The following is a 13,508-nucleotide window of genomic DNA, read 5'->3' on the forward strand; positions in this document are numbered from 1 at the left end:
GTACTTGTACTTTGCCGATATCTGCCGTTGACTTGAATTCTCCGTCAATATGCAGGGGCACTAACTGACTTCCTTTATTAACAAGTCCAGCATCAGTGGATGAATTATCATTACCGAGAGCTGAAACCAAGGTACTGAATGAGATATTGTATTGCTGCAATCGACTTGGCTCTACAAGAATTTGTATTTGTCTGACACGTCCACCCGTGACGCCAACCGATGCTACGCCATCCGAGCGCTGAACATCTGGGCTCACAATATTGTCAGCAATGTCGCGCAGCGTGACCAGATCTGTTTTGCCATACAGGGCTAAAGTCATGATCGGTGTACTGTTGGGGTCAACACGTGAAACGACTGGGGCATCCGCATCCGTAGGAAGCTGCCTTCGGACACGATCCAATTTATCCCTCATGGTCAGTGTTGCCTGATCAATATTCGTTCCGTAATTAAATTGCAGCGTAACGTTACTTGAACCTGTACGAGAGTTGGAGGATATACTCGTGACTCCTGTGACGGTAGCCATCGCATTCTCGATCGGCTTCGTAATTTGTTGTTCAATCTGTCCTGGCGATGCGCCACTCCAAGAGACCGATACGGTTGCCGACGGAATTTCCAGGTTCGGGTAAAGATCCACGGGTAGCAGTGGAATTGCAATCGAACCCACGATCACCAGTGAAATCATGATCATCAAGATGGTGACAGGACGATGAACGGAGAAATCAGCTAATTTCACTGTCCAGCCCCCGCTTTCGGAGTCGCAGCTGGTGCATCAGCGCCGTTGCCGCTTGGCTTAGCCCCTGATGGGTCAGCTCCCTTACCTGGCGTGCCTTGTCCGTTTTGTCCTTGGCCGCCGCTTTTGCTTTGACCCTGACCTGCTTGACCGCCGCCTTGACCACCTTGGCCGCCATTTCTATTTTGGCCCTGGCCGGCTTGTCCTTGGCCATTTTGACCAGCTTGCCCTTGACCGCCGCTCTTGCCTTGACCAGCTTGCCCCTGGCCTTTGCCTGCTCCATTCTCTTGTCCTGGTTGATTGATCTGTACCGGAACGTTATCAGAAAGCAGCTCTTGTCCTTTAACGACAAGCTCGTCTCCAACATTCAGCCCACTGGTAATTTCGAAGGATGAACTGGTCATCACGCCAACTTTTACAAGAACTTTCGACGCTTTCCCCTCTTTAACGATGTATACCGCATTACCACTTGGTTGGCTGAGCACCGCGTCTGCAGGTACAACAATGGATTGTTTCCCTTCACTTTTGAGAGAGGATTCCGCGAACATGCCAGGTAATACTTCATGGTTATCATCCTTAATTTTGATGTCTACCAAGAAGGATTTGGAAGTGGCATCCATGGTTGGGTGAACCGTGTACACCGTTCCATCAAACGATTTATTCAACGTAGGGATTTTAACCGACATGGGTGATCCCGTTTTGATTTTGCCAATGGATGCTTCAGATACGTTAACGGTTGCCAATAATGGATCTATAGTAGAAATAGACATGACGGCAGCTTGCCCCGCATTCTGTCCCACTGGTACCAGAATTGCGCTTACGATCCCTTCAACAGGGCTCGTCAACACACCATCTTGAAGCTGTTCGCTCAGAATGCTCAACTTCGTTTGGGCTTGCTGAAGCTGAGCAGCACTTACTTGCAAGGAATCCGTAGATTGGGCTGCTTTCAGCGTTTGCTTGGATTGCTCTAGCGCAGCTTCCGCACTGTTTTTGGAAATATCCTGTGAGGATTGTGTTTGTGCTAGCTGTGTACGACTGAGATCAAGCTGAGCTGAAGCAGTCGCTTGCGTATTAGCAAGTGATAGTAAAGCTGAATTTAAGGACTCTTGCGCAACTTGCACAGCTTGCGAGCTTTGTGCAGTCAACAGAGCATTTTGCAAGCTCGTCAACGATTGTTGGGCTGATTGTGTGTCTTTATATTGAGCCTGCTGCGCTTGCTGTAACGCTAGCTGAGTCGTTTGCAGCTTCGCGAAGGCACTGTCAATGTCTTTGCCAGACTGAAGAGCTGTATTATAGGAAGCAACAGCTTGTTGCACGCTCAGTTGGGAGGAATCTATATTATTATTCTGTGTTGTTAATAAGCTGTCTAACTGTGAATTCAAGTTCGTCTGCGCAACAGTTACTGCGGTAGCCGCATCAGCTTGTGCTTTACTGAAACCTACCTGTGCAGAAGAGACCCCTTGTTTAGCTGTCTCGATTGAATTTTGTTGTGTCGTAATCGCCGTATTTAATTGGGTTTGCGCTAGAGCTACGGCATTCTTCTGATCATTAATTGTTTTCTCATAAGCAGCTTGCTGAACGGCTAGCGTCTTCTGTGCCAAAGCTAAACTGTTCGCTTGATCATTCACTACTTTGTTGTATTGCACTTGACTTAAAGCATAATCACTTTTGGTCTGCTCGACGGATTGCTGGAGCGTTGTTGTATCAATGTGCGCTAACGCCTGTCCGACTTTCACTTTATCCCCGATATTAACGTCAAGGGAAGTTATGCGGCCATTCACTTTGGATGAAAGATTCGTAGTGAAAGTTGGCGTAATCGAGCCCGTAAATACTTGCCCGCCACCGATGTCCGACAATTTAACCATTTGTGTTTCTACTGTCATCTGACGTGTTCCCGTTCGTCCGTTTGCCCCTGGTTTAGCGGTGCTTGCTGGCGTGCTGCAGCCCGCTATGGTGACGGTTATCGCGGTAACGACTGCGATGATTGTGGTACTCTTGAGTGAACTGTACTTCCTCATGGGATGGAAACCTCCGTCTGCTTCATTTCATTTGGGCAAATGCTCTCTCTCACCATATTTGACATTGATGATAGAAGTGTGATTAAACTGTGAAGAATATGTAAAAACAAGGAAAACCATGCGAAATCCGTAGGATAATAGGCCTGAAAAGGCTAAAAAACCACCCCTATTGGGTGGTTTATCTAATAAAATTCGATTAAATTCGACAATCCCMTCGAAACTCTTACACGAATCTCATATCATGTTTTTAGCCTTTTACTGCCCCATCTGTAATTCCTTGGATGATCCAACGTTGGAATATCGCGAATATGACGACAATCGGAATCGATGACAAAATCAGTGAAGCCAGAATCAATGACCATTCCCGGCTGTACTTGCCGAAGAACATATTGATTGTCAAAACTAACGTATATTGGCGGAAATCAGTAAGCATAAGTACAGGCAGCAGGAAGTCGTTCCACAACCACAACAGATTCAAAATACCAATGGTAAATGTAATCGGAAGCAGCAGCGGTAAAATGATCATGAAAAAAGTTTTAATTTCACTGCAGCCGTCCATTTTCGCGGACTCATCTAACTCTCGCGGAATGCCTTTCACAAAACCGTGGTATAGAAACACGGCCATGCTGACGCCCAGTCCGGCACAAACAATCCCCAAACCGAATGGCGAACCTTGAAGCCCTAGCGTTTTCGCCATCTTAGTTAAAGTCACCATGATGGTTTGAAAAGGAATGAGCATAGAGGATACAAATAACAGGAAAATCACGTTGCTCAGCTTCCCTGGCGTCCGGGAAAGCTTGTATCCCGCCAAAGAGCTGCATAAGACGATGACTACAATGCCCGTTACGGTTACAACGATCGTATTCCAACCGCTCTTGAGCATGTTCGCCTTGCTAAAGGCCTGCACATAGTTTTCAAAGTGAAACTTGACAGGGAAGCCTAGAACGGAGTTGTACATCTCTCCTTGTGTTTTGAAAGAATTCAATATAGCCATATAAATCGGGAAAAGGAAGAAAATCGCTAAGATACTTAGTACCAATAGAGACAGCCCTGCATACTGCCGCTTGTTCATGCCTCTACCTCCCGCTTCTTCATAACGGACACTTGAATAAGAGTAATGACAAGTATGATCAGGAAGAGAATAATCGCTTTCGCGCTGGCATAACCGTATCGGAAATTGCGCTGATAAGCCTCTTCCAGAATATTCATAGAAATAACTTGCGTTGCCCGGGCAGGACCTCCGCCTGTTAAAGCATAGATAAGGTCATACACTTTAAACGAGTTGTTCAAAGTCAGAAAGATGCAGATCGTGAGCGCATGCGCAATCAATGGCAATGTAATGTAGCGAAGCATATGATATGGCTTGGCGCCGTCAATAATAGCCGCTTCTTTGAGATGCATGGGAATGCCTTGAATGGCAGACATATAAATAATCATTAAAGTCCCTATACCGCCCCAAATGGAAACGAGCATGATAGTGAAGAACGAAATGTTAGGGTCGCCGAGCCACGAAATATCGAGAAATTTCAAGACTGCATATTTGGACAATGCTGGCATGACCTTTGTAAATACGAATACCCACATGAACGTACTGATGATAATGCTTAGCATACTCGGCATGAAAAAGATGGTTCGAAGCCAGCCTTTCCCTTTGCTTTGAGATTCAATCATTAGAGCAAGCAGCAATGCGATGGCGTTCTGAAAAACAACAGCAAACAAAACATATTTGGCTGTAAATAGAATCGAAGATCGGAAATTCGCATCATCGCGAATAGCCTCAATGAAGTTCTCTATCCCTACGAAGCTGTAATGTTTATTCAAGCCATCCCAATTCGTAAAGCTGTAATATGAGCCTTGGAGCATCGGAATAACAAGAAATGTCACATACATGATAAAAGCGGGCAGCACGAACAAGATCAATGATGTATGGTCTTTGGCAAGGCGTWTCAGCACGTGGGCTCACTCCTTAGGAAAATCTCGTGCACTGCCTCGATCTCTCTAAGACCAGGGCAGGGCACAACATGTCTTCCAATCTTTATTTTTTGTTCGCTATGGCATTTGCATCTTTCCAGGTTTTATCCAGATCCTTAATGACATCATCTGCGGACATTTTCTTGTTAAAATAGGCTTGAAGTGCTTTCCCTGATTCATCCTTCACGGCAGCTGGAATCTGCGGATCTTTGTAAGCCTGCCCTTTGTTCACAAAAATAGAAGCATCCTCGACCCACGGATAAGGTTTGAATGTGTGGTTTTTGGACACTGGATTGAATTTCAATCCTTGATACAGATCGTTTGACGCTTGATCATCCAAAATGAAATTCAGCAGATCTGCGGAAACTTCCTTATTCTTGCCTTGGGAAGCCATCGCCAAGGCCGTTGACACCGATACGTTAATCTGTGTTGCGGTAGGATCATCGTTGATCGGAAGAGGTGCAACCCCGAACTCGAACTTATCATTAGCTTTTAATATACTGTCCGCATCCCATGGTCCTTGCACCCACATAGCCGCTTTGCCGGCAGCAAAATCAGCGGCTCCGTCATCGTTGCCTACTTCGAATACACGATCGGTTCCATTGCTGTTAACTAGATCGATGATGCCGAACATCTCTTTCACTTCGGCAAAACTTCCTTGATTTTTATTCATTTTATCAACAAAATTCTTATGGCTTGAGTTGCCTAATCCGCCAATCGCTAGAGGCAAGAACAGTTGAGGAATCCAGCTTTCTTTGTAGCTGAGCATAAACGGCTTGATTTTATTGTCATTTAACTTTTGAACAACGGCCTTCATTTCTGTCAACGTAGACGGCGGCTTAATCCCTAGATCTTTGAAGATTTTTTTGTTGTAGAGATACCCCCATGCCAAGCTTTCCATAGGAACCGCTACGACTTTGTTATCAATAGTCACGAGTGACTTAATGCCATCAATAAGCTTAGGGGAAAGCGGTTGTTTCGTTAAATCATCCAAATACCCGGCTTTGTAATAATCAGGAATATCGTTCACAGCATGCAGACTGAATATATCCGGTACGTCGCCAGTTGCTAAACGAGTCTTCAAGATTTGTGTGGAATTATCGGAACCTGGATATTCGGTGTTGATTGTAACCTCGATATTTTTTTCCTTCTTTTCTTTCTTAGCAAATTCAGCGAAGTATTTCTCGAATTGATCACGAAAACGGTCCAAGCCGCCAAGGAATACTTTCAATTCAACCTTCTTAGGCGCACCCTCGCTTTTCGCTGTGCTGCTGCTTTCTCCAGCGCTTGGTGTTCCTTGACCTGAAGAACAAGCCACGGTGGAACCGAGCATTGCCATAGCAACTATCATTACAAATGCTTTCTTCATTTTGTCGCCTCCCCTAGTTATGGTAACGCTTACGAACCCTAGTATACTTAAGAAAGCGTCACCATTCATTGGACAGAATAAGCATCTCTGACTGGACAATATTGATATCATTGAGCAGGCCTAAGCCTATTAAACATCCTGTCTAATCTGTGATGGCGTCATTCCTGTCATTTTTTTGAATATGCGGTGAAAATAAGTGAGATCAGAATAACCGACTGCTTCTGCAGCGCTCTTGATGGATATGGAAGAGTCCTGAAGAAGCTGAAGCGCTTTCTCCATCCTTTTGGCAATCAAGTAATCCATGACCGTCACACCAACTTCTTGTTTAAAAGTACGGGACAGATGCTCTTTGCTGACAAAAAATTGACTAGCAATAGTTCCAAGACTCACTTGCTCTGCGTAAGAAAGATCGAGATACTTCCGAATCTCGTCGATATTGATGCGGTTCTTGTTTTTCCTCTGGTGAATTAATGCTTCCAAGATCCCGACATAGGTGGTAGTCACAACCTCAACCCACTCTGACACTGACGTATCATCCGTAACGAAGAAGCGGCTGGCGCTTGCTTGAGCGTCGGGCGTTAATTCGCTTCCTGAAAGGGCGCATTGCTCCTCCAATAGCAGCATGAATTGCTTGTAAAGCGAATTATTCAGGCCAGGCTGCAAGCTTTCTTGATCGCTCAACATTTGCTCCAGCTGCTTAAAGCTCTTCTTGACCGCTTCCGTGTTCATCTCTTGAAAATGTCGGCTGACAGTATGCTTCAGCTCGGTGATGACCTTCAACAGCTGTTTCTCCAGCGGCTTGGCAGCATGAATTCCCCGGGTTACGCCTAGTTCCCGAACCGCTTTCTCCAAGGCTCTATTCAACTCTTCCGGGTTGATCGGCTTTATCAGATATTCATCCACCTTGGATAAAATCGCCTGTTTCATATAGGTAAAATCATCAAATCCGCTAATGACAATTTTGCGAATAAACGGATAGTCTTCACTTATTTTCTGCAGAAGCTGAGCTCCATCCATACCTCGCATTTTCATATCTGTAATGACAATTTCAGGCTGTATCTGCGCTATAATAGTTAACCCGCTAAGCCCATCCTCCGCTTCCTCAACCTGAGTGATGCCTAGTCGCTCCCARTCAGCCAAATGCCTTATACTGTTGCGGACCCAGAACTCATCATCAATAATGACAACTTTCATTGCAGCGGCTCCTCTCCTTTGACTATTGCAGGGATCACGACTTTGACCGTCGTTCCGACACCTTTTGAACTAGTGACAAACATACCGTACTCTTGCCCGAAAATAAGTTTAATCCGTGAATTTACATTGTTCATTCCCATACTTTCCCCAATCGCCTGATCCTCCCCTGGGCCGCTTAATTGTCGCCGAATTTCCTCCAAACGCACCTCATCAATACCAAGGCCGTTATCTTCAATACTAATCTCAATTTCATCCATCATCTTCTCAACCCTGATCGTTATCATCCACTGACCCATCTGGCCTTCCAAACCATGCACGAAACAGTTCTCTACGATAGGTTGAAGTATGAATTTGGGAAGCTCGTAAATTCCGCAGTCTTCTTCGATATCAATTTGAATATGAATCGTGTCTTGAAAACGCAATTTCTGAATTTGCAAATAGTTGGTAACATGCTCGATTTCATCGGCCACGGTGACCAGATCTGATTTCATTTTGATTGTATAACGAAATAACTCGCTAAGCGCTCTGACATACTCATAAATCTCTGGTGCATTTCGGGAAAGGGCAACCCCGCCAATGGATTGCAGCGCATTATACAGAAAATGAGGATTAATCTGTGCCTGCATCGCCTTCAGTTGCGCGGTCCTTTTCTCAATTTTACTTTTATATTCAATTTGAACCAACTCTTTAATCTTTTGAAGCATGGAATTAAATCGTCTCTCTAGCGTACCAATCTCATCGCTTCGTACCTTTTCGACACCCACGTTGAAGTTCAGGTGCTCCACAGCTTTCATCGACCTCGTTAGTCGAATAATCGGTTTCGTCGTGAAATAAGCAATTAACACAGAAAGAATAATAGCCAGAAGAATAGAGACCATAGCTGTGTAAAAACTAAAACTCAGCGTGTTGGAAGCGCCTTCATTTACGTAGCTAATTGGAATAAATTTTACGATCCATAATTCGGCCGATACAACGGGCTGGTAAAACAGAATTCCTTGTTTGGATTCAATAAAGCCTGGTTCCATTGGACTGTGTATCGCCTTGTCCAACATCTCCTTGTTAATTATCGTTTGCATAGGGTAAGGATTGTACATAATATTTCCCTGCGCGTCCAAAACAAGCACTTGGCTATTAGGCTCCGAATGAATCATGTTAATGACGTTATCCATCATATTCCATCTCGCTTCAATAAACACGCCACCGAGAATCTCATGATCTTCGAAGCGATTCATGCTGCGTACCAATTTGAAATTATTGTGTGTGGATTTCACTATTTTATTGACAGTCTGATGGTTGTTTGCCGATTCTCCCCCTTCCAAGGCGAGATTAAGCATTTGATCGGTTGATCGAACAGCATCTTTATCGACGATATACATACGCTGCTTGGCATTCAGATACAGAGAGATCGAAGCAATATTCGTATTGTTGGCAACGTACAGAGATCTAAGCTTCTCGTCTATATACAGTTTTCCTGTATCCAGACCGTTACTAGTGTTCATTGATTCACCAGTGGCATTGGGAAATAAGTTATTATCCATAAGAAGGGAATACGCCACGGAATGCAATTGGCTAAACTTTTCATCGAAATATTTGGCCGCCCAATCCATTCTTGACTCGTTAGAACGTATAATTTCCAAACTTAATGATTGTTTGGTGGTCTTTGCGGCAAAGATAGTCACTAAGGTTAACGGTAGAACGGCGATAATTACCATTAGAATCATAAGCTTGTATCGCATACTCATTTGAAAAGGAAACTGCAGACGCCGAGTCATATTCCTAATTTCCACCTTGTTTTTTCCTCCTGTTTTGTTATTGCATCGCAAGTAAAATTCATGCTACTGTGAAAGTGGAAACTCCACTACATACTCACGATAAGGTACCTTTTAAATGAATGAACTTTTCATGGACTTCTTAACGATCCTACTTCCTACTTTTTTCTTTTTTTACATGGCAGTAACTTTAATACATCGAAACATGAAGAGCATGTTGAACCGAATTGCGGCTCTTCTCATGCTTGCTTTCCAGTTTTATTTTTTGGGGGAATACATTAAAACATCTTTGCTGCCTGAGTATCAGATGCAGATTGTACTTTATGGAAATAGCCCGATGCTTCTGCTGGTTATTTGCTGCTTAGTCCATCTCAGCATACTCATCGGAAGTCCTGCTACTTCGTCATTCAAGCGATTTTTGCCTTTCTTTTACGCAACGCCTTATGCGCTATGGCTTGTATTTCTAATTACCAAAGATCATCGGGTATTATTTAATGCGGCAGTGACGGACGGACGAAGTCCCCTTGATCCCTTATTTCTACTAGTTACCGTTCTCTGTATAGCAGGATATATCCTGCTTTCGGTGATCATACTCGCCGTTTCCTGGTATCGTGCGAAGGAAGTAAAACATCGCCAGGTTCTGCGTTCCCTGCTTCTCAGCTTATTTATGCTGTTTGCCTGGTTTGTATTTGTTACAGCTCTACTCCAAACCAAGGTAGTAACGTCCCGGAATGCCATGATCCTTTTTTTTATCGGCTATTTGCTATGGGCTATTGCCCTCCGTCATTTGGTAGGTAAATATGACATTATGCCGGATTACCGCAAGCTCTTTCATTTTCTTTTCAAATCTGCGCCAACCGCCATTCTGCTTCTGGACCAAAAGGGGGCCATCAAAGAAATGAATCCCCGAGCTAAGCAATGGTTTGAAGGGATTCCTGTTCATAATATTATGAGCTATTTCCAGTTTGAAGAAAATATGCCCGTAGTCGATATTTTGGCTCAGGTTCAGCAAGAGAATGAGGCCCAGTGGGAGGCTCAACTGCACAATCCGAATAAAGGTGATTTGGATTTGATTATGGGCCTTGAATTGATCGAAGAAACCGATGAAAAACTATTTGTGATGCATCTAACTGACGTTACTTCTCTCAAGGTTGCAGAGCGTAAATTATTGAAATCAGAGCAAAATTACAAATATCTAGCACACCATGATTCACTTACAGATTTATATAATCGCGCTGCCCTCCACGAGCTCTTGCAAGAAAAGATAGCGCTTCGTGAATCTTTCGCTCTTATATTAATTGACCTGGATAATTTTAAACCAATTAACGATCGATACGGGCATTTGGTTGGTGATCTTTATCTGAAGCATATTGCACATATGTTGGGAAGCTGCTCCCTACCTACTGATTTGATAGGACGGATTGGGGGAGACGAATTCGTTTGGATCATTTCCTCCATAGATGAGAATAGCGAATTAGACCATGTAGTCGATATGCGATTGTCCCTCTTACGGAAGAACCCTTTTACGTATAAAGGAATTGAAATTCCGATTTCGTATAGCGCCGGAGTCAGTCAATATCCCCGAGATGCGATGGACATCACTACATTGATGAAGAATGCCGATGAGGCCATGTACACCATGAAACGCGCAAGGAAAAATGGGATTTCCACCTAAGCAAATTGACCCTGGAAAATAAAGAGCGACAGCCTTGGACTGAACTTATCATCCTTGGCTGTCGCTCTTTATTTAGTTATCAGTTTAAATCAAGTGTTCATAATTGCTTCTGCAAAAGCTACATCTCTCAGTAGTCTTGCATATTCCTCAGGCGTTGATCCATCTTCTGCGCACCAACACATTCCCATTGCTGTTTCTACATAAAGACATTGCTTTATAATTTCATTCGGAATGTTAAGTCTTTTTTCTAAAGTTGAAATGATCTCCATTATTTTATCATGCAATTCAGGAGATTTCTTTTCCTCAAATTCATTTAAAATAAACCGTGGAACGTCGAATACCGGATCTCCTATAATACCTTTAGGATCGATAATTACATATGTTTCATTCTCACTAAGTAAAATATTATCATGATGAAAGTCACCATGAAGCAGCATCTTCAATGGGTACGAAGAGGAGACCGCTAAGCATATTTCCTTTGCTTTCTTCATGTGCAAATATAATTCTTCGCAATCTTCGCGCTTACTCATATATGCTGTTATTCTACTAACCCACTCTGTGTAAGTCGGATATATTTCAGCTCTTGCTGGCGTTATATGCAAATCTTTAAATAAGGAGCAGAATACAGATAATCTTTTGTCCAGATCACCTTCATCCCTTAAAGAATGACCTGGTCGCACACACTCTTCGAGCATGACACCGTTCTCAACGTCAGCGTCAAACACTTTGCAAAATCGCCTGCCGCTATATTGACTCAATGTATGATACTCCGTGAATAGGTATGTGGGATTGCCTATTTTAAGCACCACATCTCCAAAGTGAGCTGAATAGCATCTAACAACCAAGTTAGCCGAGTAGGAAGGAATAACCTGGAAAGAATTCAATGCCCACTTATCAGAAAATATATGGATATTTCTCAAAGCCTTCTCATAAAAGTCTTTGCCAAAATGACTTGTAATTTTTTCGATCTCATTTTGATTAAAATAAGTTTGCTCTTGCATCCGATGATCTACCTCCCATGTCTATCATCGAATAATCATATAATAAAATGGTTAATTGTTCCATTAAATTACATCTATTCTTTTCTACCGATAAATGCGAACGACAAGACACTGCCACCAAACAAGATAATAGCCGTAACGATAAGCGATACATGCATACCGTCAATAAAAGATGCGCTGCTACTCAGAATCGAGCCGAAGATGGCGACTCCCAACGTTGCGCCAAGCTGGCGGCTTGAGTTAAGAGCACCTGAGATCGCACCGGTCTGTTCCTTGGGAACGGAAGAGATGACAGCCGCCATCAACGAGGGAATCGTAAAGGACACTCCGAAACCGATCAACAGCAAACCAATCATCGTAATCACATAGCTGGTGTTCACTTGCGTCCACACTTGCAGTAGTGTGCCCACGGCACCAAGGCAAAAGCCGACAGTCATCGGTATCCGCGCCCCGATTCTGCCAACAATGCGACCAGTCAGAATTGGGTTAAAGGCGAGCGGAATCATCATGGGAAGGAGCAAGAGTCCAGTGATGTGGGCCGATAATCCGCGCGTTTGTTGGAAAAATAATGGCCATACAAATAGAATGCCCGACAGGCCGATGTTGATGGCCATCCCTGTCACCATGCCGGTCGATACCGTCGCACTTTGAAATAGCCGCAACGGAAGTAGTGGTGACTTGCCTTTCGCTTCAAACATCATAAATAATATGGCGCCCAACAGGGCCAGTCCAAATGTCGTCAATATAAGCAGAGAATGCCATCCATAGGTGTTCCCCTCCATCAGTCGCCCGGGCACGTTCAGCCGTCTCAGGATAGGCATGGACCAACAGGGTGAGCGAGGCTGGCATCAGTGCTGCACCCCCAATGCCGAGTATCGCGCGAAAGCCGATAAGCATTCCCAGCGACGGAACAATTGCGCATATGACCGATGCTGTGAGGAATAAGGCTAGACCTCCCATATAGACCCGTTTGGCACCTATTTTATCGGCAAACGAACCCATAGATAGCAGTAATCCGGCAAACACAATCGTGTAAGCGTTGACTACCCATTGAAGTCCGGATATTCCCCCTCCTAACTCGGCACGAATCGCAGGCAATGCGACGCTCACCACCGTCATATCCAGGAGCACCATGAAGTATCCGAGCGAAAGCCCTAGAAGCAGCAGCGCTTTGGCTAACTTTCCCGATCTGCTGGACTGTATTTGCATTGCTTTTTCCAAAGTAAGTCCCCTTCCATTGCGATATGAAATTCATCTCAATAGAAAGTGTATAATGGTTTATATAATAGAATAAGATGATGGTTTATCCTAGGAGTATAGCTCCTACGATAGGAGTCAGATGTGAGGAGTGAGAGTACCTATATGCAGCAATCAAACCATACACGACTTGATGAATTGGCACAGTTTCTAAAGAATCGTCGTGCACGCCTTTCTCCCGAGCAAGTTGGTTTGCCTAACGGAGGGCGCAGGCGGACGCCGGGACTTAGACGCGGGGAAGTGGCTCAACTTTCAGGCGTAAGTGTGGATTGGTATACATGGCTGGAGCAAGCTCGAAATATTCAGGTATCGGCTCAAGTGCTGGACAATATCGCTCGTGCTCTCCAGCTTGATTCGAATGAGCGTAAGCATTTATTTTTGCTGGCCTTGCAGCAACTGCCAGCTGATCTGGCGCCAATTGAAACTACCATTAGTCCGACGCTTCAGAACTTCCTTGACCTTCAAGGGACCAGTCCTGCTTATGTGACTGACCAACGGCTAAATATAATTGCCTGGAACATGGC

General features: G+C 44.2%; 12 protein-coding genes. 2 read left to right on the forward strand and 10 right to left on the reverse strand.

Annotation, left to right across the window (positions count from 1 at the left end; genetic code table 11):
- The 7 genes from AC1DUA_RS05905 to AC1DUA_RS05935 form a co-directional block, all read right to left on the reverse strand.
- The coding region (locus AC1DUA_RS05905; protein WP_477498838.1) for an efflux RND transporter permease subunit at positions 1–733 on the reverse strand (733 nt) is incomplete at its 3' end.
- Positions 730–2,748 carry an efflux RND transporter periplasmic adaptor subunit gene (locus AC1DUA_RS05910; protein ID WP_477498839.1) on the reverse strand — a complete coding sequence of 673 codons (2,019 nt, stop codon included), beginning with the start codon at positions 2,746–2,748 and terminating at the stop codon, positions 730–732. The genes AC1DUA_RS05905 and AC1DUA_RS05910, both read right to left, overlap by 4 nt.
- Before the next feature lie 247 nt (positions 2,749–2,995).
- Complete coding sequence (locus tag AC1DUA_RS05915; RefSeq protein WP_477498840.1) at positions 2,996–3,820, reverse strand: carbohydrate ABC transporter permease; 825 nt, start codon at positions 3,818–3,820, stop codon at positions 2,996–2,998.
- Positions 3,817–4,701, reverse strand: coding sequence for a carbohydrate ABC transporter permease (locus tag AC1DUA_RS05920; protein WP_477498841.1), 885 nt, complete (start codon positions 4,699–4,701; stop codon positions 3,817–3,819). The genes AC1DUA_RS05915 and AC1DUA_RS05920 overlap by 4 nt, the downstream gene beginning before the upstream one ends.
- Before the next feature lie 82 nt (positions 4,702–4,783).
- On the reverse strand, positions 4,784–6,088 hold the full coding sequence (locus AC1DUA_RS05925; protein ID WP_477498842.1) for an ABC transporter substrate-binding protein: 1,305 nt from the start codon (positions 6,086–6,088) through the stop codon (positions 4,784–4,786).
- A gap of 129 nt (positions 6,089–6,217) precedes the next feature.
- On the reverse strand, positions 6,218–7,282 hold the full coding sequence (locus tag AC1DUA_RS05930; protein ID WP_477498843.1) for a response regulator transcription factor: 1,065 nt from the start codon (positions 7,280–7,282) through the stop codon (positions 6,218–6,220).
- A complete protein-coding gene (locus AC1DUA_RS05935; protein WP_477498844.1) occupies positions 7,279–9,069 on the reverse strand; it encodes a sensor histidine kinase in 1,791 nt (596 codons plus the stop codon). Before AC1DUA_RS05935 ends, AC1DUA_RS05930 begins: the two co-directional genes overlap by 4 nt.
- 196 nt (positions 9,070–9,265) lie before the next feature.
- On the opposite strand from AC1DUA_RS05935, the gene AC1DUA_RS05940 reads away from it, so the two are divergent.
- Positions 9,266–10,726 (forward strand): GGDEF domain-containing protein, encoded by a 1,461-nt coding sequence (locus AC1DUA_RS05940; RefSeq protein WP_477498845.1) that lies wholly within the window; start codon positions 9,266–9,268, stop codon positions 10,724–10,726.
- An 89-nt stretch (positions 10,727–10,815) separates the two neighbouring features.
- Here AC1DUA_RS05940 and AC1DUA_RS05945 read toward each other — a convergent pair whose 3' ends face one another.
- The 3 genes from AC1DUA_RS05945 to AC1DUA_RS05955 all read right to left on the reverse strand — a co-directional run bounded on the left by AC1DUA_RS05945 (position 10,816) and on the right by AC1DUA_RS05955 (position 12,948).
- Positions 10,816–11,727 (reverse strand): aminoglycoside phosphotransferase family protein, encoded by a 912-nt coding sequence (locus AC1DUA_RS05945; RefSeq protein WP_477498846.1) that lies wholly within the window; start codon positions 11,725–11,727, stop codon positions 10,816–10,818.
- A 74-nt stretch (positions 11,728–11,801) separates the two neighbouring features.
- Positions 11,802–12,446: an MFS transporter gene (locus tag AC1DUA_RS05950; RefSeq protein WP_477498847.1), complete on the reverse strand. Its 645-nt coding sequence runs from the start codon at positions 12,444–12,446 to the stop codon at positions 11,802–11,804.
- Positions 12,418–12,948: an MFS transporter gene (locus AC1DUA_RS05955; protein WP_477498848.1), complete on the reverse strand. Its 531-nt coding sequence runs from the start codon at positions 12,946–12,948 to the stop codon at positions 12,418–12,420. The genes AC1DUA_RS05950 and AC1DUA_RS05955 overlap by 29 nt, the downstream gene beginning before the upstream one ends.
- A gap of 141 nt (positions 12,949–13,089) precedes the next feature.
- On the opposite strand from AC1DUA_RS05955, the gene AC1DUA_RS05960 reads away from it, so the two are divergent.
- Positions 13,090–13,508: helix-turn-helix domain-containing protein (locus tag AC1DUA_RS05960; RefSeq protein ID WP_477498849.1), on the forward strand; the 419-nt coding region annotated here is incomplete at its 3' end.

The sequence above is a fragment of the Paenibacillus sp. 01T422 genome (assembly GCF_056398785.1).

Bases quoted from the DNA above. Each gene is read 5' to 3' on its own strand.
- AC1DUA_RS05910 (WP_477498839.1), bottom strand. From the start codon at position 2,748: ATGAGGAAGTACAGTTCACTCAAGAGTACCACAATCATCGCAGTCGTT.
- AC1DUA_RS05915 (WP_477498840.1), bottom strand. From the start codon at position 3,820: ATGAACAAGCGGCAGTATGCAGGGCTGTCTCTATTGGTACTAAGTATC.
- AC1DUA_RS05925 (WP_477498842.1), bottom strand. From the start codon at position 6,088: ATGAAGAAAGCATTTGTAATGATAGTTGCTATGGCAATGCTCGGTTCC.
- AC1DUA_RS05940 (WP_477498845.1), top strand. From the start codon at position 9,266: ATGTTGAACCGAATTGCGGCTCTTCTCATGCTTGCTTTCCAGTTTTAT.
- AC1DUA_RS05945 (WP_477498846.1), bottom strand. From the start codon at position 11,727: ATGCAAGAGCAAACTTATTTTAATCAAAATGAGATCGAAAAAATTACA.